Genomic DNA, 21,361 nt, shown 5'->3' on the forward strand with positions numbered 1-21,361 from the left:
ATGCGGCCGACATCCCCTCATCGCGCGTCACGCGCGCGATCGGGCCCCGATCGGGCGCCCCACCGAGCTGACGAGGAGCCAGACCCATGGCCGAGGTACACCACGGACTGGAAGGCGTCGTCGCCTTCGAGACGCAGATCGCCGAGCCCGACAAGGAGGGCTCCGCCCTGCGCTACCGGGGTGTCGACATCGAGGACATCGTCGGCCGCGTCCCGTTCGAGAACGTCTGGGGCCTGCTGATCGACGGCTCGTACACGCCGGGCCTCCCGGCCGCCGAGGCCTACAACCTGCCGGTGCACACCGGCGACGTCCGGGTCGACGTCCAGGCCGCGATCGCGATGCTCAAGCCGGCCTTCGGCTTCGGCCAGACCTACGACATCACCGACGAGCAGGCCCGCGAGGACCTCGCCCGCGTCGCGGTCATGGTGCTCTCCTACGCCGCCCAGTCCGCCCGCGGCCTCGTCGCCCCGGTCGTGCCGCAGAAGGTCGTCGACGAGGGCGCGACCCTCGCCGAGCGCTTCCTGATCCGCTGGAAGGGCGAGGCCGACCCCAAGCACGTCAAGGCGATCGACGCCTACTGGAGCAGCGCGGCCGAGCACGGCATGAACGCCTCCACCTTCACCGCCCGCGTCATCACCTCCACCGGCGCCGACGTCGCGGCCGCGTTCTCCGGCGCGATCGGCGCGATGAGCGGTCCGCTTCACGGCGGCGCCCCCTCGCGCGTGCTCGGCATGATCGAGGACGTCGAGCGCACCGGCGACGCGCAGGCCTACGTCAAGCAGCTCCTCGACTCCGGCGAGCGGCTGATGGGCTTCGGCCACCGCGTCTACCGCGCCGAGGACCCCCGCGCCCGCGTGCTGCGGCGCACCGCCCGCGAGCTCGGCGCGCCCCGCTACGAGGTCGCCGAGGCGCTGGAGAAGGCCGCCCTCGCCGAGCTGCGTGAGCGCCGCCCCGACCGCGTGCTCGAGACCAACGTCGAGTTCTGGGCCGCGATCGTCCTCGACTTCGCCGAGGTCCCGGCGCACATGTTCACCTCGATGTTCACCTGCGCGCGCACCGGCGGCTGGTCGGCGCACATCCTGGAGCAGAAGCGCACCGGCCGACTGATCCGCCCCTCGGCGATCTACACCGGCCCCGCCGCCCGCCCGGCCGACGCGGTCGACGGCTGGAAGGCCGAGTGGGCCGGCTGAGCCGCCCCCGCTGACGCCACGAGGGCCGTCCCCCGCTTCGGGGGACGGCCCTCGTCTCTGTGCGGTCGCGAGCGCGAGCCCGGACGGCGCGGCTCAGCCGATCGCCGCTCCCCCGATCCCGCCGACGGCACCGCCGACGCCGCCGACGACCCCGCCGACGGCGTCGGTCAGGCGTCCGACGAACCAGCTGGTGCGGCCCATCCCGCCTGCGACGTCGAGCGAGATGTGCACGTGGTCGCGGTGGCGCAGCGTCGGGGAGCAGCCCTTGAGCTGCTTGCAGCCGGCGTTGAGGTAGGGCTGCGGACGGAAGCCGTCGTAGCTGGAGTAGATGCGGTCGTTCCAGATCACGTACATGACGCCGAGCCGCCGCGCGCGGGCGTCCTGCTCGCCGTGACCGTCGGTGGCGAAGAGCCAGTCGAGCAGCTCGCGGGCCGCGACCCGGCCGGCGTGGGTGCGGGCGCTGACCATCCAGTCGAGCGCGCGTCCCTCCTTGTGCTCCGAGCGACCGCCCACGTCGCAGGCGCGGCTGATGCCGCCGGGCGTGCCCGGGAAGCGCCGGTCGAGGTACTGCATGAGGTAGACCGCGCCCGGCTTCGGCTTCGGCGAGCAGCGGGTCTGGGGCTGGTACTGCGCGTAGCCCTCGATCGGCGGCAGGGGCGCGCGGGCGAAGGCCGGTGCGGCCGTCGCGACGAGCGCCGCGAGGACGGCGAGCAGGCGGAGGAGGTGACGGGACCGCCGGCGGGGAGCGGCGGCCGTGGTGCGGTGGTCGTGGGTGCTGGCGTGGAGGTGCACGGGACGTCTCCGAGACATCGACGACGCCTGCGGACGGGGGCGCAGGCCATTCCGGGACGGCCCCGGAACTCCGCGACGTTATGTCGCGCCTGCGGGGCGGCTCCGGCGCTTCGCCGCCGCTCTGCCCGAAGGGACACGACCCGTCCGGGCGGCGGCTCCTCCGTTCGGTCAGACCTGCAGCGGCTTGCCGAAACAGCGGGACAGCGGCGCGTCGCGGTAGTAGCCGAACCCCGGCACCGGCAGGTAGCCGGACGACTCGTAGAGCGCGATCGCCTCCGGCTGCGCGAGGCCGGTCTCGAGCACCAGCGCCCGGGCGCCGTGGGCGGCGGCGTCGGTCTCGAGGTGGGCGAGCATCCGTCGGGCCAGCCCGCGCCGCGCCCAGGCCGGCCGCACGTACATGCGCTTCACCTCGGCGGTCGGCGCGAGCCCGAAGGCCACGACCTCGCTGCGGCGCCACGCGCCCGTGGCCACCGGCTCGCCGTCGAGCCGCCCGAGGAAGAACGAGCCCGCGGGCGGCTCGAACATCAGCGGGTCGAGCGGGGTGTCGTCGGGGCTGCCGTAGCGGCGGACGTACTCCTGCTGCACCTCGGCCACGAGCAGCGCGACGTCCGGGTGGCCGAACGGCACGCGCTCGATGCTCCAGCCCCTGCCGGAGGTCTCAGGCGAGCGATGCTCCGCAGCCGTCACAGAACCTGGCCTCCCGATCGTTGCGTGCGCCGCAGGCGCGGCAGTACGGGCCCGCGGTGCGCCCGACCCCGAGGAGCCCCTCGCCGTCGGTCAGGTACTCCGCGGACTGCTTGACGACGGGCATCGTCTCACCTGCGACGTAGCGGGCCTGCAGGCCGAGGAACCCGGCGCCCAGCATCCCGAGGCCGATCACGGCGGCGAACCCGCCCGCGGCGAACGTGAGGATCGACCCGAACCCCGAGCCGCCGTCGTCGAGGCCGGCGGAGACGTCGGAGGCGTCGGCGGCGAAGGAGCGCAGGCCGACGACCAGCAGCACGGCGCCGACGCCGAGCAGCACGCCGCCGGCGACCCGGAGGAACAGGCGCAGGCCGGGGCTCGAGGGCGGGCGGCGCTGCGGGGAGGCGGCGGGCGGGATCGTGTTCACGCACGCAGCCTCCCACTGCGGGCCCCCGCCCACACCTGGGAGGATGGCCCCGTGACGACGCCCGACCTGCACATGCCCGCCGACCTGCTGCCGGCCGACGGCCGCTTCGGCTCCGGGCCCTCGCGCATCCCGGTCGAGCGGCTGCAGCGGCTGGCCGACACCGGCACGTCCCTCATGGGCACCTCGCACCGCCAGGCGCCGGTCCGCTCCCTGGTGGCCCGCGCGCGCGCCGGGCTGGCCGACCTGTTCGCGCTGCCCGACGGCTACGAGGTGCTGTGGGGCCTGGGCGGCTCGACGACGTTCTGGGACGTCGCCACCTACGGGCTGATCGAGCGGCGCAGCCAGCACCTCGTCTTCGGCGAGTTCACCGGGAAGTTCGCCACCGCGGCCGCCGAGGCGCCCTGGCTGGACGAGCCGTCGGTGCTGGCCTGCGCCCCCGGCGCGCGCACCGCGGCGGTGGCCGACGCGGACGTCGACGTCTACGCCTGGGCGCACAACGAGACCTCCACCGGCGTCATGGCGCCCGTGCTGCGTCCGGACGGCGCGGGCGACGAGCAGCTCGTCGTCGTCGACGCCACCTCGGGCGCGGGCGGCCTGCCGCTGGACCCCGCGCAGGTCGACGTCTACTACTTCGCGCCGCAGAAGGGCTTCGCCTCCGACGGCGGGCTCTGGTTCGCGCTGGCCTCCCCGCGGGCGATCGAGCGGATCGAGCGGATCGCCGCCTCGGGCCGGCACGTGCCGGCGTCGCTCAGCCTGGCCACGGCGCTGCAGCAGTCGCGGCTCGAGCAGACCTACAACACCCCGGCGCTGGCCACGGTGTTCCTCATGGCCGAGCAGCTCGACTGGATGCTCGCGCAGGGCGGCCTGGACGCCATGGTCGCGCGCACGACGGCGTCGTCCTCGCACCTGTACGGCTGGGCCGAGGCGCACCCGCGCGCCACCCCGTTCGTCGCCGACCCCGCCCACCGCTCGCTGGTGGTCGGCACGATCGACCTCGCCGACGACGTCGACGCCGCCGCGGTCGCCGCCGTGCTCCGCGCGAACGGGATCGTCGACACCGAGCCGTACCGCAAGCTCGGCCGCAACCAGCTGCGCATCGCGATGTTCCCGGTCACCGAGCCGGACGACGTCCGGGCGCTCACCGCCTGCCTCGACTGGGTGCTCGAGCGCCTCTGAGGGCCTCGGGGCCCGGTCTGGACCGGGACCGACAGCCCCTGCCCCCGCCCTCCGACCTGGCTAGCCTCGAGAGGTGGCCAGCCACGGCCCTCGGGCCGAGCACGACCCTCTGCCGCTCCCGCCCTCGCCGCGGGAGCGCTCGCGGACGCGCCTGCGGGTGATCCCGCTGCTGCTCGCCGCCGTCCTGGTCTTCCTGCTCACCGACGTGCTCGTGGACGTCACCGACCGGCCCGCGCATGCGGCGTCCTTCCGCTCCGGCACCACGACGCACCGGCTGGACGTCGACGGGCTGCACCGCTCCTACCGCCTCTACCGTCCCGACGCCTCCGCCGCGCCCCGGCCGCTGGTCGTCGTCCTGCATCCCGGGTTCGGGGACGCCGCGCAGGCCGAGCGCGACTACGGCTGGGACGCCGTGGCGCGGCGCGCGGGCCTGCTGGTGGCCTACCCGGACGGCTACCGCGGCAGCTGGAACGCCGGCACCTGCTGCGGACCGGCGGCCGAGCGTCCCGTCGACGACGTCGTCTTCGTCCGGGCGGTCGTGGACGACGTCGCGGCCCACGTCCCGCTCGACCGCGGCCGCGTCCATGCCGTCGGGTTCTCCAACGGGGCGATGCTCGCCGAGCGCCTGGCCTGCGCCACCGACCTCCTCGCCGGCGTCGCGGAGGTCGCCGGCCTGCGCGTCGTGGCCTCGTGCGCGCCGCCCGCGCCGGTCTCGGTGCTCTACGTGCACGGCACGGCGGACGCGAACGTCCCGTGGTCCGGCGGCCCCGGCACCGGGCCGGCCGCCGTCGCGGGCCAGCCGCGGGCCGCGAGCCTGGACGACTGGCGCCGGGTCGACGCGCCGTGCGGCGCCGTCCGTCGGACGAGTGACGCCGGGGTGGAGCGGTCGACGACCCGCTGCGCGGGCGGACGTCGGGTCGACGCGGTCCTCCTCGACGGGGCGGGCCACCAGTACCCGGGAGCCCGCCGACGTCCCCTGGTCGAGCGCACGCTCGGCCTCCCCCCGCCGTCGCGGGCGATCGACGCCACCGCCGAGATCTGGGCCTTCCTGGCGGCGGTCCCGGCCCGGTCGCCCCGGTGATCAGTCCCGGGCGAGCAAGCGCAGCGTCGCGCGCTCCCAGGCCGCCTGCTGGACGTCGGGCTCCTCGTCGCGCACGCGGCGCACGGCGGCGGCGATCGTCCGGTCCTGCTCGAACGCGGTGATCACCCGCGGGTCGACGTACGAGGAGCGGGCCAGGGCCGGGGTGTTGCCGAGGTGGGCGGCGACCTCGCGCATCGCCCCGGCGACGGCGCGCCGGCGTCCGGCCACCGTCGGCCGCAGCGCCGGGTCGTCCGCGGCGCGCGCGAGGGCGACGGCGGCGGTGACCGTGCCGTGCCAGGTGCGGAAGTCCTTGGCCGTGGCCTGCACCCCGGTGGTCTCCTGCACGTAGGCGTTCACCAGGTCGGGCAGCAGCGCGCGCCAGCGACGCTCGCGGTAGCCCAGCAGCCGTGCGTCGTCGGTGCGCCGACGGCGCATCACCTCGAGCGCCTCGACGACGCCGGCGTCCTCGATCTCGATGCGGTGGCTGACGCCCGACTTGCCGACGAAGGAGAACACGAGGGCGTCGTGCCGGCGCCGCACGTGCCGCCGCTCGAGCGTGGTGAGGCCGAAGGAGCCGTGGGCGTCGGCGTAGACGTCGTTGCCGATCCGGAACGCGCCGAGGTCGATGAGCCGCACCGCCGCCGCGGCCGCCCGCTCGAGCGGCATGCCGCTGCGGCCGAGGTCGTCGAGCACGCGGCCGCGGGCGTCGGCGAGCACGCGGCCGAGCCGCTGCACCCGCTCGAACTTCTCGGCGTCGCGACGCTCGCGCCAGGCCGGGTGGTAGAGGTACTGGCGCCGGCCCGCCGCGTCGGTGCCGACGGCCTGCAGGTGCCCGGTCGGGAACGGCGTGATCCACACGTCCTGCCAGGCGGGCGGGATCGCCAGCGCCCGGATCCGCTCGACCGCGTCGTCGGGCAGGCGTCCGCCGTCGGCGTCGCGGTAGGAGAACCCGCGGCCGGCGCGACGGCGGGTCCACCCGGGCTGATCGGGCGAGGTGCGACGCAGCCGGGGCATGCGCGGCACGCTAGGCGTCGGGGCCGTCGGTCGGCTTCCCCCCGCCGGACGGGCGCGGTCAGTTGGGTCGCAGCGCCCGGGTGAGCACGAACACGCCGCCGGCGAGGATCCCGCCCCAGAGCGCCCACAGGCCCCACCCGCTGATCGAGATGCCCGGCATCGGCGCGGCGATCTCGGTGGGCGCCGCGGCCGGCGCGGGAGCCGAGGACGACGTCGCGCCGCCCGCCACGGCCGCCCGCACCGACGGCGGCAGCGTGATCCGCAGGATCGGCTGGTCGCGGCCCTCGCTGCTGAGGAACACCCGGTTGCGGCCATCGACGGCGATGCCCTCGCCCTGACGCTGCCGGGGCAGGTCGAAGGAGCCGACGCGACGCAGGCCGGGCCAGGCGTACACCGTGGCCGAGCCGTAGCCGCGGACGACGAGGTGCCGGCCGTCGGGGAAGAAGGCGGCGTCGGTGGCGATCGGGATGGTCGAGCCCACCGGCGTCAGCCGGTTCTGCCCGTCGGCGCTGAGCACCTCGGGGGCGGCGAAGACGACGCCGCCGGTGAAGCCCTTCGTCACCACGTACAGGCGCCCGGTGCGGGGGTCGACGACGAGGCTCTCGGCGTCCTGCGCGCTGTCGGGGTAGGTCAGCTGGAAGATCGTCGGCTCGACCCGTCGGGTGCCCGGCCCGACCGGGATCCGCGCGACCGAGATGCTCTGCCGTCGGCGGTCGTTGTCGCCGATGTCGGCGACCCACACCTGGCCCGATCCGGCCGGCGCGAGCGCCTCGACGTCGGTGGGCGAGGCGGCCCAGTAGGTGACGCCGACCGTGCGGCCGGTGCGGTCCAGGGTGAAGACCCGCCCGGTGTCGCCGGAGTCGTTGGTGGTGACGAACCGGTCGCCGTCGACGACGAGTCCGGACGACTCGGTGATCGAGGAGTCCTGCACCGTCGCCACCGGGGTCGACGGCACGCCGGTGGCGGCGTTCGCGCCCACGCCGGCGCCGACCAGGAACGGCACGAGGGCCAGCACGGCCCCCACGCGGTCGGCGCGCAGGATCCTCCGGGTCCGCGGACTCATCCGGCTCAGCCCTCCAGCAGGGTCGCGAGCCGGGGGCTGACGCCCCAGGCGTCGACGAGGTCGTCGTACTCGGTGCGCAGCGAGCCGCCGGCCACCGGTGATCCGGTGCGCACGCAGCGCAGGAGCGTGTTGCGCGGGGTGTGCTGGCTCTCGACGAACTGCACGACCTCGACCCGGTAGCCCTGCAGGCGCATCAGCGCGGCCCGGACGCCGTCGGTGAGGGTGTCGGCCAGCCGCTCGCGCAGGATGCCGTGCCGGGTCAGCAGGGCGTAGGGGGCCGGCGTCGGCGCCCGGCGCAGCTGTGCGGCGAGGTCGTGGTGACAGCACGGCGCGGCCAGCACCACCGGGGCCCGCCAGGCCACTGCGCGCGCCAGGGCGTCGTCGGTGGCGGTGTCGCAGGCGTGCAGGGCCAGCACCACCTCGGGCGCGGGGTCGAGCGCCACGCCGTCGATCGTCCCCTCGACGAAGCGCAGGCTCCGGCCCGCCCCGAGGCGCTCGGCCAGCGCCTCGCCGTGCTCGCGCGACTGCTGCTTGACGTCGGCGCCGACCACCTCGACCGGCAGGTCGCGGACGTGGCTCAGGAACCGGTGGGCGGCGACGGTGAGGTAGGCGTTGCCGCAGCCGAGGTCGACGACCCGCAGCGGCTCGTCGGCCGTCGGACGGCGCAGGTGGCCCTTCTCCAGGGCCTCGGCGACCGCGACGTCGAGCTGGCGCAGGAACTCCTCGACCTGGCGCAGCTTCGACTGCCGCGACGGCTTGACCCGCCCCTCGGCGTCGGTGAGGCCGAGCTCGCGGTAGACCGGGTCGTCGATCGGGAGCAGCCGCTCCTTGTCGCGGTCGTGACCGCGCCCGACGTCCGCGGGGGCGGTGCGCTCGGCGGTGTGGACGACCGCCTCGAGCCGCTTGGTGACCCGCACCTGGTGGGTGTGGGTGAGCGTCTCGACGTGCCAGTTCCCGAAGGGCTCGTCGATCAGGTCGTCGACGGCGTCCTGCGCCTCCTGGCCGACCGCGTGGTTGCTGGTGTGCGCCTGGGTGGCGTCGTAGGCCGTGAGCTGCAGGTGCCGGCCGGCCTTGAGGTCGACGTAGCGCAGCTCGACGCGGCGCCAGCGCGGCGTCGTCCCGCGCTGGCGTCCGGAGGCCACCGCCCGGACGAACGTCTCGGGTGCGAGCACCTCGCTGCGCATCCGGTTGAGCACGCGGAGCAGCGGCTCGGTCATCGGCGGGTCACCGTCCGCCCAGCACCGAGGTGAGCAGCACGATCAGCAGCAGCAGGCCGAGGGCCACCGGGATGACGAGGCGACGCTGCTGGGGGCTCACCGGGCCGCCCCGGCACCCGGAGCGGCCGCAGCGCCCGCGCCGACGCGCTCGGCGAGCAGCTCGGCCAGGTGCAGCGCCCGCACGTCGGCGAGGTCGTCGAGCTGGATCTTGCAGCTCATGCCGTCGGCCAGCACCACGGCGTCGGGGTGCGAGCGGACGGCCGGCAGCAGCTGGGTCTCGGCGACAGCGACCGACACCTCGTAGTGCCCCTCCTCGACGCCGAAGTTGCCGGCCAGGCCGCAGCAGCCGCCGACCCGCGTGACGCTCGCGCCCGCTCGCCGGAGCAGCGCCTCGTCGGCGGCCCAGCCGAGCACGGACGCGTGGTGGCAGTGCGGCTGGGCGACGATCTCCACGCCCGAGAGGTCCGGCAGCGGCACGTCGAGCCGGGTCAGCAGCTCGGCGAAGGTGAGCATGCCGCGCGCGACGACCTCGGCGCGGGGGTCGTCGGTGAGCTCGCGGGCGTCGCTGCGCAGCGTGGCCAGGCACGAGGGCTCGAGACCGACGACGGGCACGCCGGACTCGACGTACGGCGCGAGCGTCGCGACGGTGCGGCGGACGATGCGCTGCGCGGCGTCGAGCTGCCCGGTGGTCACCCAGGTCAGGCCGCAGCAGGCCTTCTCGTCGATCACCCGGGCCCGCAGGCCGACCGACTCGAGGAACGCCAGGGCGGCGGTGCCGGACGTCGTCTGGAAGTGGTCGGTGAAGGAGTCGGCCCAGATCCACACGTCCGGCGCCTGGTCGGCCGCACCCCGGCCCGCGAGCCGGGCGGCGCGATCGGTGCGGCGCGCCTGGCGGCGCAGGGTGCGGTCGGCGAAGGTCGGGATCGAGCGCCGCTGGTCGATGCCCGAGGTGCGGCGGGCCAGGCGCGCCACCGGCTCGAGCCGCAGGGACGCGTTGGCGAGCCCGGCCACCGGCGCGGTCAGCCGCGCCCACATCGGCAGCCTCCCGAGCACGTAGTGGCTGCGCGGACGCAGCCGGCCCTGGTAGGTCTGGTGCAGCGCCTCGGACTTGTAGGTGGCCATGTCGATGCCGGTCGGGCAGTCGCGCGAGCAGCCCTTGCAGGCCAGGCACAGGTCGAGCGCCTCGTGGACGGCCGGGTCGGAGAGGCCCTGCACCAGCGAGCCGTCGAGGGCCTCCTGCAGCACGCGGGCGCGGCCGCGGGTGGCGTCCTTCTCGTCGCGGGTCGCGGCGTACGAGGGGCACATGACGCCGGGCCCGGGGCCGGCCACGCACTTGCCCACGCCGGTGCACCGGTGGACGGCGTTCGCCATCGAGCCGGAGTCGTGGACGAACCGCAGCGCGGTGGGCGGCTCGCGACGCGGCCGGTCGGCGCGCAGGTGCGCGTCGAACGGGTCGGGACGCACCAGGACGCCCGGGTTGAGCAGGTCGTCGGGGTCGCAGATCGCCTTGACCGCCTCGAAGAGCCGGATCGAGGTGGCGTCGTACATCGTCGTGAGCAGCTCCGAGCGGGCGCGGCCGTCGCCGTGCTCGCCGGACAGCGAGCCGCCGTAGCCCTTCAGCGCGTGCGCCGAGGCCTCCATGAAGGCGCGGAAGGTGCGCTGCGCGCCGGCCTCGTCGACCAGCGGGAAGTCGATGCGCACGTGCACGCAGCCGTCGCCGAAGTGGCCGTAGGGCACGCCGTCGAGGCCGTGCTCGTGCAGCAGGGCGTCGAAGTCGCGCAGCCAGGCGCCGAGGTGCTGCGGCGGCACCGCGGCGTCCTCCCAGCCGGAGTAGGCCGGACGCGAGAGCGAGCGGGCGGCCAGGCCGGCGCCGTCCTCCCGGATGCGCCACAGGGGCCCCGCCTCGGCGGGGTCGACGACGACCCGGTGCTCCAGCGCGCCGGCGTCGGCGACCAGCCGGGCGGCCAGCGCCTCGGTCTCCGCGACGCTCTCGCCGGTGAGCTCGGCGAACAGCCAGCCGGCGCCGCGCGGCAGGTCGGGCACGGACTTGCCGGACGCCCGGACGATGTCGACGATCCGCGCGTCGAGGCCCTCGCAGGCCACGATCGGGTGCGCCAGCAGCGCCGGCACCGCGTCGGCGGCCTCGGCCATCGACGGGTAGCCGAGCACGACCAGGGTGCGCACCGGCGCGTCGCGCACCAGGCGCACCTCGGCCTCGAGGATGACGCCGAGGGTGCCCTCCGAGCCGGACAGCATGCGGTCGACGTGCCGGTCGTTCTCGGGCAGCAGGTGCTCGAGGGAGTAGCCCGACACCTGGCGTCCGAACCGCCCGAACTCCATGCGCAGGTGGGCCAGGTGCGCGTCGGCCAGGGCGGCGAGCGCGTCGCCCGCGTCGCCGTGGGGCCGCGGGCCGCCGACCAGCCCGCCGACGACCTCGCCGGTGCCGAGGGCCGAGCGCAGCGCCACCACGTTGTCGGACGCCCGGCCGTAGCCCAGCGCCCGCGAGCCGCAGGCGTTGTTGCCGATCATGCCGCCGACGGTGCAGCGGGTGTGCGTCGACGGGTCGGGGCCGTAGCGCAGGCCGTGGGGCGTCACGGCCCGCTGCAGCTGCGCGTGCACGACGCCCGGCTCGATCAGGGCGGTGCCCTTCTCGACGTCGAGGTGCTTGATGCGGTTGAGGTGCTTGACGGTGTCGACCACCAGGCCGGGGCCCACCGCGTTGCCGGCCACCGAGGTGCCCGCGCCGCGCATCGTCACCGGCACCCGCAGCTCGCGGGCGGCGTCGAGCACCGCCAGCAGCTCGTCGCCGGTGCGCGGTCGGGCGACGGCCTGGGGCGCGATGCGGTAGAGCGAGGCGTCGGTGGAGTACAGCGCGCGGGTGAGCGTCGAGTCGCTGACGTCCTCGACCCCCCGGCGGCGCAGCGCCGCCAGCAGGTCACCGGACGACACGTGCGCGGCCTCGCTCGGACGGGCCGGGTCGGTCTCGACTGCACGGGTGCTCACCGGCCCATTCTCCCATCCGACCCCAGCCCGCATGGCCCGTGCCCACGGCTCCCCGGGGTGACGCCGCTCGCCCCCACCGCGCCTTGTAACGCGGAGTCCCGTGAACTGACGCCCCCTCACGACTGGTGGTCAGTTCACGGGACTCCGCGTTACATGCGGGCGCGGCCCCTCACCAGTGCGTCAGGGAGTCCGCGAAGATCCGGGCGAGGTCGTCGTCGGTGGGCGTGACGGGGGCCGTGGCGAGCAGGCGCTGCTGCTTGAGCGAGCCCTCGACGAGGTCGTCGACGTCGCCCGCGCCGTAGCCCACCTCGGCCAGCCCGTTCGGGATGCCGATGTCGCGCATCAGCCGCCGCAGGACGTCGGGCAGGGCGTCGGCGCCGAGCGAGGAGTCGGCGCCGACGGGGTCGAGCAGCCGCGCGGCGGCCAGGTGACGCTCGGGAGCGGCGTCGAAGGTGAACCGGAACGCCTCGGGCGCGGTGAGCGACACGGCCATGCCGTGCGGCACCATCGCCTCGTCCTGCGGGTAGCCGGCCGGACGGTAGTCGCGCACGCGGCCCGCGATCGGGTACGCGTTGGCGTGCGGGATGTGCACGCCGGCGTTGCCGAAGCCCAAGCCGGCGAAGGTCGCCGCGAGCGCCATCCGCTCGCGGGCCTCGACGTCCGAGCCGTCGCGGACGGCGGGACGGAACGCCTCGGCGAGCAGCGTCATGGCGCGCTCGGACCACAGGTCGGCGATGGGGTTGGCGCCGCAGTAAGGCACCCGCTGCTCGGGGCGCTTGGCCTCGAAGTCGCCGAACCACTTGGCGGTGTAGCTCTCCAGCGCGTGGCAGAGGATGTCCATGCCCGCGGCGGCCGTGACGAGCGCGGGCTGGCCGAGGGTCAGGGACGGGTCGACGACGGCCATCGTCGGACGCAGCGCCGCGTGGCTGATGCCGGTCTTCACGTGCAGCGACAGCACGTCGAGCACGCAGATGGTGGTGCTCTCGCTGCCGGTGCCGGTGGTCGTCGGCACGGCCACCAGCGGCAGCAGCCGGTTGACCGGCGCCTGGGCGCGACCGACGGGCGCGTTGAGGTAGTCCATCAGCTCGCCCGGGTTGGTGGTGAGCAGGTTGACCGCCTTGGCGGTGTCGATCGACGAACCGCCGCCGACGGCCACGATCGCGTCGAACGGGCCGGCGTCGCGGGCGAAGTCGATGGCCTGCTCCATCGAGGCGTCCGTGGGCTCCACGTGCACGGCGTCGAAGACGACGACCTCGACGTCGTGGGCCGCGATCTGCTCCGCGATCCGGGCCGGGTGGCCGGCCGCGGCGACGCCCGGGTCGGTGACGAGCAGCACCCGCCGTGCGCCGAGCCCGCGCAGGTCGTGGCCGATCTCGGCGCTGGCGCCGGAGCCGAACTTCAGGGCGGGCGCGGCATAGGTGAAGACGGTCTCGCTCACGGCGCGACCCTAGCCCGCGCACCTGTTACCCGAGGGTGGACGCCCTGTTCCCCGCGCGTCGCCGCCCCGGACGCAGCATGGGTCGCAGACACCGCATCCATGGGGGGAACACCGTGTCCATCGCGAGCCCGAACGCCGACGCCTTCGACGACGACCTCACCGGCGCCGCCGACCCGGCGGGCGTCGATCCCGAGACGCTGGCCCAGAGCCTGGTCTGCCGCCTGCGCGCGGTCGAGGCGGCGGTGCGCGAGCACGCCGCAGCCGTGCAGGCCGAGACCACGCGGCGCGCCGAGCTGGTCCTCGCGCAGGCCGAGCTGGACGCCGAGCTGATCCGCCTCTACGCCCGACGCGACTCCCACGCCCTGCTCGCGGGCGCCCGGTCGGAGTCCGACCCCGACGCCGCGGACGCGGTCGTCGGCCTCGACGCGCTGAGCCGATCCGCGCTCCGGGCGGCCGACGCCCTCGACGAGCACCTGCGGGGGCTGGCCGGCCTGCGGGGCGTCCGGGGCTGACCGGCCGAGGCCCTCAGCGGGCGGCGAGCCCGGCACGCACCAGCTCGGTGACCTCGAGGCGACCCGCCTCGACGTCGACCACCGGCACCCACGCGACCGCGTCGGTCGTGCCGCCCACCTCGAGCACCCGCGGCGTCGCGGCGACGTCGACGCTGGCGCGGAAGACCAGCTGGACGGCGTGGAAGTCCTCCTGGCGGCCCGACGGCGCGCGCCCGGTGAAGTGCGCGTCGTGCACCGACAGCAGCCGGCCCACCTCGGCGTCCAGCCCGCACTCCTCGTGGAGCTCGCGGCGCACCGCGTCGGCCGGCGCCTCGCCGTGCTCGACGCCGCCGCCGGGCAGCGTCCAGCGACCCGCATGCGGCGCGGTCGGTCCCAGCCGGGTGAGCAGCAGCTCCTCCCCCGCCGCCCCGGCGCGGGTGACGACGGCGACCGCCGCGAGCCGCTGCGTCCGCACGGGCTCGCGGGCCACCAGCTCCTGCCGGGCCAGCGGCACCAGCGGGACGCGTCCCTCCACCACGTCGACGAGCGGGAACCACCGCGCCTCCGCGGTGGTTCCGTCGACCTCGAGCACCCGCGGCTCGGGCGCGTCGTCGGGCACCCGGCCGTCGTAGACCAGCCGCACCGAGTGGTGGTCCCAGCGCCCCTCCCGCTCGACATCGGGCTGGTGCACCGAGTGCACGCGGGCGGTGTCGCCGACGACGACCTCCAGCCCGGTCTCCTCGCGGACCTCGCGCACGACCGCGTCCCGCGGGTGCTCGCCGTGCTCGACGCCGCCGCCGGGCAGCGTCCACAGCTCGGTGGCCACGATCCGCTCGGAGAGCCGGCACAGCAGCACCCGGTGCGCCCGCACGATCACCGCGTACGCCGCCAGCCGCTGCGAGCGCGGCAGCGCGGCCTCGGGGACGTCGTCGGGATCCACGTCGCCAGGCTAGTCAGCCGGGGGCCGGGAGCCCGGCCAGGGGTGCCAGGTCGGGCTGACGGCGCCGAAGGGCAGGTTCTCCAGGGTCGAGGACGAGACGACGGGGTCGGGCGCCTGGCCGCCGAGGTGGGCGGGGTGCCACCACGCGTGCTCGTCGGCGCGCGGACGATGGTGCTCGGCGCGCTGCAGCCCGTGCAGCATCCCGGTGAGCACGTGGCCCAGCCGCTCGGTGACCTCCCGCGGGTCGGCGTCCCGCGGCACCGCGATCGGCTCGCCGACGAGCACGTCGACGCGGCGCCCGCGGGTGAGGTCGGGACGCGGGATCCGGCCGTCGACCTTCGGGCCGGCCGGCCACAGCCGGTTGCCGCCCCACAGCGCGACGGGCACCAGCGGCGCGCCCGTCTCCGCGGCCAGCGCCGCGCTGCCGGGCATCAGGTGCCGCACGGTCGAGGAGAACGCGACGCCGCCCTCGGGGAAGATCCCGACGGCCTCGCCCTCGCGCAGCAGCCGCCGCGCCTGCAGGTAGGCCCCCGCCGGGGCGGCGCGGTCGACGGGCACGTGACGCATGCCGTCCATCGCCCGGGCCACCGGCCGGGAGGACCAGATGTCGTGACGGGTCAGGAACCGCACGTAGCGGCCGCGCGTGACGCCGGCCTGGCCGACGAAGAGGAAGTCGAGGAAGGAGGAGTGGGTGCTCGCCAGCACCACCGGCCCGTGGACGGGGATCGCCCGGGCGCCCTCGATCCGCACGTCGAGCCGGAGCGCCGCGAAGAGCCGCTCCCCGGTGCGGATGCTGCGCTCGTACCAGCGTTCGTCACGGGTCGGCGCGACCGGTCGGCGGCGCACGGTCAGGCGAACGGCGCGCGGGCGTCGCGGGCGAGCGAGCGGCGCCCCGCCCAGCGCCACACCCGGGCCGCACGGTCGCGGTCCTCGTCGGTGACCAGGTTGCCCATCCAGCGCAGCGCCAGGCCCATCAGCAGGTCGGAGCGCATGCCGGCGGGGCCGAGCGTCGCGAGCAGCCCGGGGACGGTGATCAGGCCCGCGAGCCGACGCGCGATCGAGAACGCCTCCCCGTAGTGCTCGCGCAGCAGGTCGGGCCAGATGACCGAGAGCTCGCGGTCGGGCTGCTCGGTGAGCAGGTGGGCGATCATCCGGCCGGTCTCCAGGCCGTAGTCGATGCCCTCGCCGTTGAGCGGGTTGACGCAGCCCGCGGCGTCGCCGACGAGCGCCCAGTTCGGGCCCGAGACGCCCGAGACGGCGCCGCCCATCGGCAGCAGGGCCGACGCGGGCGCGCGCAGCTCACCGGAGAGCCCGAAGGCCTCGCGCCGCTGGTCGGCGTAGAGCTGCATCAGCGGGCGGACGGCGATGTCGGCGGGCCGCTTCGCGGTCGCGAGCGTGCCGACGCCGAGGTTCACCTCGCCGGTGCCGAGCGGGAAGATCCAGCCGTAGCCCGAGAGGATCTGGTCCTGCTCGTCGCGCAGCTCCAGGTGCGAGCTGATCCAGGGGTCGTCGCTGGCCGCCGAGGTCACGTACGAGCGGCCGGCGACGCCGTAGACGGTGTCGCGGTGCCACTCACGGCCCAGCACCTTGCCCAGCGGCGAGCGCACGCCGTCGGCGACGACGAGCCGACGGCAGGCGATCTCGACGGTCTCGCCGGTGCGTCCCGCTCCCCCGGCCCCGGTGCGCCGCTCGAAGACGACGGCCTCGACCCGGCCGAAGCGCATCCGCACGTCGACGGCCCGCAGGCCCTCGGCGCCCAGGGCGCCGGACTTCAGCGCCGTGGTGCGCAGGTGGTCGTCGAGCTCGGTGCGGGCGACCGCGCTGCCCCAGGAGGGCAGGGTGCCGCCCGGCCAGCGCAGCTCGAGGGTCTGCCCGAAGCCGTGGGCGCGCAGGCCGTGGTTGACGGCGTGCGCGCGCACCCACTCCTCGAGGCCCAGCGAGGCCAGCTCGTGGACGGCGCGCGGCGTGAGGCCGTCGCCGCAGGTCTTGTCGCGCGGGAAGGTGGCGGCGTCGGCCAGGACGACGTCGGCGCCCGCCCGGGCGGCCCAGGCCGCGGCGGCCGAGCCGGCCGGGCCGGCACCGACGACCAGCACGTCGGTCGAGGTCGGGATCACCCCGCCATTGTGTCAGGCGACGGGTGATCCCGACCTCGTGGTCGATCAGGCTCAGGCGGCCGCGCGGAACGGCGTGTGGCTGAGCAGGTGGACCTTCGTCGAGGCGCATCCGGTGGTGCGGTGCGCGACGAACTCCGACGCGGTGGCGCCCGGCAGGTACACCCGGAAGCCGTCGACCTTGCGCGGCCGGCAGGTGCCGGTCGGGTAGTTCGACGACACGGCCTCGTGGACCTCGCTCACGGCCTTGCCGCCCCGCTGCAGGACGACGGTGCGCACGGTGCCCGCGGTGCGGGAGGCCGAGGCGCCGATCTGGGTGCCGTCGCCGCCGCCCACGTACGACAGACCGCCGTAGCCACGGATGCTGCACGCGCTGCCCGAGGTATTCGTGACGACCAGCCGGCCGTAGCGCTGGCCGGCGCCGGCGTCGGTGACGCGGTACGACACGGTCACGTCGCCGGGGGTGCACGCCGACGGCGCGGTGCGCGCCGCGGAGGTCGCCGAGGGCGCGAGGTCGGACGGGTTGGCGTAGGCGTCGACGGCGGGGACCGCCACCGCGGCGGTGGCGGCGAGGATCCCGGCGGTCGCCAGCGCGCGGGTCACGCGGCGGGCGGGGCGCTCGGCGTCGGTCTGGGTGGACCGGATCATGCGGATCATCTCCTGGTGTCTTCACGACCGGCTCTCGGTCGTTCCAGGAGTGGGACCCATCCCGGCGCGCGGGAGTTGTCGCGATCGCCTGAGAAGTGCCTGAACGGCGGACGGCCCGCCGGGGTCTCCCCCGACGGGCCGTCCGTCATGCCTCGACTGCGATCAGCTCTGGTACGACCCGAAGTCGAAGTCGTCCAGGGCCACGGCCTGGCCGGTCGAGCCGAACTCGTAGTCGTAGCTGTCGTAGCCGGTGACGGCGTACGCCGCGGCGCGCGCCTCCTCGGTGGGCTCGACCCGCACGTTGCGGTACCGCTCCAGGCCGGTGCCGGCCGGGATCAGCTTGCCGATGATCACGTTCTCCTTCAGGCCGCGCAGGCTGTCGGAGCGGCCGTTGATGGCGGCGTCGGTGAGCACGCGGGTGGTCTCCTGGAAGGAGGCCGCCGAGAGCCACGACTCGGTCGCCAGCGAGGCCTTGGTGATGCCCATGAGCACCGGACGACCCGAGGCCGGCTTGCCGCCCTCGGAGACGACGCGACGGTTCTCCTCCTCGAAGACCACGCGGTCGACGAGGTCGGACGGCAGCAGGTTGGTGTCGCCGGACTCGATGACCGTGACCCGACGCAGCATCTGCCGGACGATGATCTCGATGTGCTTGTCGTGGATCGACACGCCCTGCGAGCGGTACACGTTCTGCACCTCGTCGACGAGGTGCTCCTGCGCCCGACGCACGCCGAGGATGCGCAGGACGTCCTGCGGGTCCTCGGTGCCGACCGTGATCTTCTGGCCGACCTCGATGTGGTCGCCGTCGGCGACCAGCAGACGCGCCCGCTTGGAGACCGGGTACTCCTGCACCTCCGAGCCGTCGTCGGGCGTGACGAGGACCTTGCGGGCCTTGTCGGTGTCCTCGATCTGGACGCGGCCGGCGGCCTCGGAGATCGGGGAGCGGCCCTTCGGGGAGCGGGCCTCGAAGAGCTCGACGACGCGGGGAAGACCCTGCGTGATGTCGTCGGCCGACGCGACGCCGCCGGTGTGGAAGGTGCGCATGGTCAGCTGCGTGCCGGGCTCGCCGATCGACTGGGCGGCGATGATGCCGACCGCCTCGCCGATGTCGACGAGCTTGCCGGTGGCCAGCGAGCGGCCGTAGCACTTGGCGCAGGTGCCGGTGCGGGCCTCGCAGGTCAGGACCGAGCGGACCTTGACCTCCTCGATCTGCGCCTCGATCAGCTCGGCGATCTTGACGTCGCCGATGTCGGCGCCCGCCTCGACCAGGACCTCGCCGGTGGCCGGGTGCACGATGTCGACCGCGGCCGACCGCGCGTACGCGGCGGTCTCGGCGTTCTCGTACTTGACGACCGAGCCGTCCTCCTGGCGCACCGCGATGCGCTTGGGCAGGCCGCGCTCGGTGCCGCAGTCGTCCTCGCGGATGATGACGTCCTGCGACACGTCGACCAGACGACGGGTCAGGTAGCCGGAGTCGGCCGTCCGCAGCGCGGTGTCGGCCAGGCCCTTGCGGGCGCCGTGGGTGGAGATGAAGTACTCCAGCACCGAGAGGCCCTCGCGGAAGTTGGCCTTGATCGGGCGCGGGATGATCTCGCCCTTCGGGTTGGCCACGAGACCGCGCATGGCGCCGACCTGGCGGATCTGGTTCATGTTTCCGGACGCGCCGGAGTCGACCATCATGAAGATGGGGTTCGACCGGTCGTACGCCTTCTCCATGGCCTCGCCGACCTTGCGGCTGGCGTCGGTCCAGATCTCGACGAGCTCCTGACGGCGCTCCTCCTCGGTCATCAGGCCGCGCTCGTAGTCCTTCTGGATCTTCGCGGCCTGCTTCTCGTAGCCCCCGAGGATCTCGGCCTTGTCCGGCGGCGTGGTGACGTCGTCGATCGAGACCGTGACGCCCGAGAAGGTCGCCCAGCGGAAGCCGGCGTCCTTCAGCGCGTCGAGCGAGGCGGCGACCTCGACCTTGCCGTAGCGCTCGGCGAGGTCGTTGACGATCGCGCCGAGCTGCTTCTTGCCCACCGCGTAGTTCACGAACGGGTAGTCCGCCGGGAGGGTGTCGTTGAACAGCGTCCGGCCGAGCGTGGTCTCGAGCAGCTCGCCGTCGTGCTTGACCCGGATCGGGGTCTGGACGGAGATCTCGCCGGCGTCGAAGGCCATGATCGCCTCCGCCTGGCTGCTGAACGAGCGGCCGGCGCCGGGCGCGGACTCGCGCTCGGTGGTGAGGAAGAACAGGCCCACGATCATGTCCTGGGTCGGCATCGTCACCGGTCGGCCGTCGGACGGCTTGAGGATGTTGTTGGTCGAGAGCATCAGGATGCGCGCCTCGGCCTGGGCCTCCGCCGACAGGGGCAGGTGGACGGCCATCTGGTCGCCGTCGAAGTCCGCGTTGAACGCGGTGCAGACGAGCGGGTGGATCTGGATGGCCTTGCCCTCGATCAGCTGCGGCTCGAAGGCCTGGATGCCGAGGCGGTGCAGGGTGGGCGCACGGTTCAGCAGCACCGGGTGCTCGGTGATGACCTCCTCGAGGACGTCCCACACGACCGGACGCGCGCGCTCGACCATCCGCTTCGCGGACTTGATGTTCTGCGCGTGCGAGAGGTCGACGAGCCGCTTCATGACGAACGGCTTGAAGAGCTCCAGCGCCATCTGCTTGGGCAGACCGCACTGGTGCAGCTTCAGCTGCGGGCCCGACACGATGACCGAGCGGCCCGAGTAGTCGACGCGCTTGCCGAGCAGGTTCTGACGGAAGCGACCCTGCTTGCCCTTGAGCATGTCGGACAGCGACTTCAGCGGCCGGTTGCCCGGGCCGGTGACCGGACGACCGCGGCGGCCGTTGTCGAACAGCGAGTCGACGGCCTCCTGCAGCATCCGCTTCTCGTTGTTGACGATGATCTCGGGCGCGCCGAGGTCGAGCAGCCGCTTGAGCCGGTTGTTCCGGTTGATCACGCGGCGGTACAGGTCGTTGAGGTCGGAGGTCGCGAAGCGGCCGCCGTCGAGCTGCACCATCGGACGCAGGTCCGGCGGGATGACCGGGACGGCGTCGAGCACCATGCCGATCGGCTGGTTGCCGGTCTTGCGGAACGCGTCGACGACCTTGAGCCGCTTCAGCGCGCGGACCTTCTTCTGGCCCTTGCCGGTGGCGATCGTCTCGCGGAGGCTCTCGACCTCGGCCGCGATGTCAAAGTCCTGGAGGCGCTTCTGGATCGCCGTGGCGCCCATGTGGCCCTCGAAGTACTTGCCGAACCAGTTCTTCATCTCGCGGTAGAGCAGCTCGTCGCCCATGAGGTCCTGGACCTTGAGGCTCTTGAAGGTGTCCCACACCTCGTCGAGACGGTCGATCTCGCGCTGCGCGCGGTCGCGCAGCTGCTTCATCTCCCGCTCGGCGCCGTCGCGCACCTTGCGCCGGGCGTCGGCCTTGGCGCCCTCGGCCTCGAGAGCGGCGAGGTCCTCCTCGAGCTTCTTGGCGCGGTCCTCCAGGGACTGGTCGCGACGACGCTCGAGGCGCTCGCGCTCCAGGCCGACCTTGCCCTCCAGGCCGGAGAGGTCGCGGTGACGCGCGTCCTCGTCGACCGAGGTGATCATGTACGCGGCGAAGTAGATGACCTTCTCGAGGTCCTTCGGCGCGAGGTCGAGCAGGTAGCCCAGACGGCTCGGGACGCCCTTGAAGTACCAGATGTGGGTGACGGGCGCGGCGAGCTCGATGTGGCCCATGCGCTCGCGACGCACCTTGGAGCGGGTCACCTCGACGCCGCAGCGCTCGCAGATGATGCCCTTGAAGCGCACGCGCTTGTACTTGCCGCAGTAGCACTCCCAGTCCCGGGTGGGACCGAAGATCTTCTCGCAGAAGAGGCCGTCACGCTCGGGCTTGAGCGTGCGGTAGTTGATGGTCTCCGGCTTCTTGACCTCGCCGTGGCTCCACTGGCGGATCTCGTCCGCGGTGGCCAGGCCGATCCGAAGCTGGTCGAAGAAGTTCACGTCGAGCACGGTGGCTGCAACCCTTCGTTGGTTCTAGCTGAAGCTGAGGGAAAGCGGGACGTCGGATCCGCCCGCCCCGGCCGGCGACGAGCGCCGACCGGGGACGGGGTG

Annotated in this window: 17 protein-coding genes; 4 read left to right on the forward strand and 13 right to left on the reverse strand. The window is 74.5% G+C overall.

All coding sequences use genetic code 11. The annotated features are described in order from the left end of the window. The first annotated feature begins 86 nt into the window (after positions 1-86). Positions 87-1,190: a citrate synthase 2 gene (locus tag K8Z61_RS11950; protein ID WP_224129784.1), complete on the forward strand. Its 1,104-nt coding sequence runs from the start codon at positions 87-89 to the stop codon at positions 1,188-1,190. 93 nt (positions 1,191-1,283) lie between these two features. On the opposite strand, the gene K8Z61_RS11955 is transcribed toward K8Z61_RS11950, so the two are convergent. From K8Z61_RS11955 to K8Z61_RS11965, 3 genes are all read right to left on the reverse strand, one after another. Further along, positions 1,284-1,982 (reverse strand): hypothetical protein, encoded by a 699-nt coding sequence (locus K8Z61_RS11955; protein WP_224129786.1) that lies wholly within the window; start codon positions 1,980-1,982, stop codon positions 1,284-1,286. 168 nt (positions 1,983-2,150) lie between these two features. Continuing rightward, a complete protein-coding gene (locus K8Z61_RS11960; RefSeq protein WP_224129788.1) occupies positions 2,151-2,609 on the reverse strand; it encodes a GNAT family N-acetyltransferase in 459 nt (152 codons plus the stop codon). Between the two features lie 31 nt (positions 2,610-2,640). Next, on the reverse strand, positions 2,641-3,093 hold the full coding sequence (locus K8Z61_RS11965; protein WP_224129790.1) for a zinc ribbon domain-containing protein: 453 nt from the start codon (positions 3,091-3,093) through the stop codon (positions 2,641-2,643). A gap of 72 nt (positions 3,094-3,165) precedes the next feature. On the opposite strand from K8Z61_RS11965, the gene serC reads away from it, so the two are divergent. Then, positions 3,166-4,269 carry a phosphoserine transaminase gene (gene serC / locus K8Z61_RS11970; protein ID WP_224130055.1) on the forward strand — a complete coding sequence of 368 codons (1,104 nt, stop codon included), beginning with the start codon at positions 3,166-3,168 and terminating at the stop codon, positions 4,267-4,269. Positions 4,270-4,342: 73 nt separating this feature from the next. Further along, the gene (locus K8Z61_RS11975; RefSeq protein ID WP_224129793.1) at positions 4,343-5,350 is read left to right on the forward strand and encodes a PHB depolymerase family esterase; all 1,008 of its coding nucleotides are present in this window, start codon (positions 4,343-4,345) and stop codon (positions 5,348-5,350) included. Here the strand turns inward: K8Z61_RS11975 and K8Z61_RS11980 are convergent, their stop codons facing one another. The 5 genes from K8Z61_RS11980 to K8Z61_RS12000 form a co-directional block, all read right to left on the reverse strand. Then, positions 5,351-6,364, reverse strand: coding sequence for a DNA topoisomerase IB (locus K8Z61_RS11980; RefSeq protein ID WP_224129795.1), 1,014 nt, complete (start codon positions 6,362-6,364; stop codon positions 5,351-5,353). Between the two features lie 58 nt (positions 6,365-6,422). Further along, the gene (locus K8Z61_RS11985; RefSeq protein WP_224129797.1) at positions 6,423-7,427 is read right to left on the reverse strand and encodes a hypothetical protein; all 1,005 of its coding nucleotides are present in this window, start codon (positions 7,425-7,427) and stop codon (positions 6,423-6,425) included. Positions 7,428-7,432: 5 nt separating this feature from the next. Next, positions 7,433-8,644: an SAM-dependent methyltransferase gene (locus tag K8Z61_RS11990; protein WP_224129799.1), complete on the reverse strand. Its 1,212-nt coding sequence runs from the start codon at positions 8,642-8,644 to the stop codon at positions 7,433-7,435. Positions 8,645-8,740: 96 nt separating this feature from the next. Then, the gene (locus tag K8Z61_RS11995; protein ID WP_224129801.1) at positions 8,741-11,647 is read right to left on the reverse strand and encodes an FAD-binding and (Fe-S)-binding domain-containing protein; all 2,907 of its coding nucleotides are present in this window, start codon (positions 11,645-11,647) and stop codon (positions 8,741-8,743) included. 169 nt (positions 11,648-11,816) lie between these two features. Then, a complete protein-coding gene (locus K8Z61_RS12000) occupies positions 11,817-13,085 on the reverse strand; it encodes a hydroxyacid-oxoacid transhydrogenase (RefSeq protein WP_224129803.1) in 1,269 nt (422 codons plus the stop codon). 113 nt (positions 13,086-13,198) lie between these two features. On the opposite strand from K8Z61_RS12000, the gene K8Z61_RS12005 reads away from it, so the two are divergent. Beyond that, a complete protein-coding gene (locus K8Z61_RS12005) occupies positions 13,199-13,597 on the forward strand; it encodes a hypothetical protein (protein WP_224129804.1) in 399 nt (132 codons plus the stop codon). A 13-nt stretch (positions 13,598-13,610) separates the two neighbouring features. On the opposite strand, the gene K8Z61_RS12010 is transcribed toward K8Z61_RS12005, so the two are convergent. From K8Z61_RS12010 to K8Z61_RS12030, 5 genes are all read right to left on the reverse strand, one after another. Further along, the gene (locus tag K8Z61_RS12010) at positions 13,611-14,516 is read right to left on the reverse strand and encodes an NUDIX domain-containing protein (RefSeq protein WP_224129806.1); all 906 of its coding nucleotides are present in this window, start codon (positions 14,514-14,516) and stop codon (positions 13,611-13,613) included. 9 nt (positions 14,517-14,525) lie between these two features. Next, positions 14,526-15,362, reverse strand: a complete 837-nt coding sequence (locus K8Z61_RS12015) for a 1-acyl-sn-glycerol-3-phosphate acyltransferase (protein WP_224129808.1) — start codon at positions 15,360-15,362, stop codon at positions 14,526-14,528. Positions 15,363-15,364: 2 nt separating this feature from the next. Further along, positions 15,365-16,630: a geranylgeranyl reductase family protein gene (locus tag K8Z61_RS12020; RefSeq protein ID WP_224129810.1), complete on the reverse strand. Its 1,266-nt coding sequence runs from the start codon at positions 16,628-16,630 to the stop codon at positions 15,365-15,367. A 51-nt stretch (positions 16,631-16,681) separates the two neighbouring features. Next, positions 16,682-17,275 (reverse strand): DUF4232 domain-containing protein, encoded by a 594-nt coding sequence (locus K8Z61_RS12025; protein ID WP_224129812.1) that lies wholly within the window; start codon positions 17,273-17,275, stop codon positions 16,682-16,684. 162 nt (positions 17,276-17,437) lie between these two features. Beyond that, positions 17,438-21,259 (reverse strand): DNA-directed RNA polymerase subunit beta', encoded by a 3,822-nt coding sequence (locus K8Z61_RS12030; protein WP_224129815.1) that lies wholly within the window; start codon positions 21,257-21,259, stop codon positions 17,438-17,440. Positions 21,260-21,361: the final 102 nt, after the last annotated feature.

This window comes from Nocardioides sp. TRM66260-LWL, assembly GCF_020075545.1.
GTDB lineage: Bacteria > Actinomycetota > Actinomycetes > Propionibacteriales > Nocardioidaceae > Nocardioides.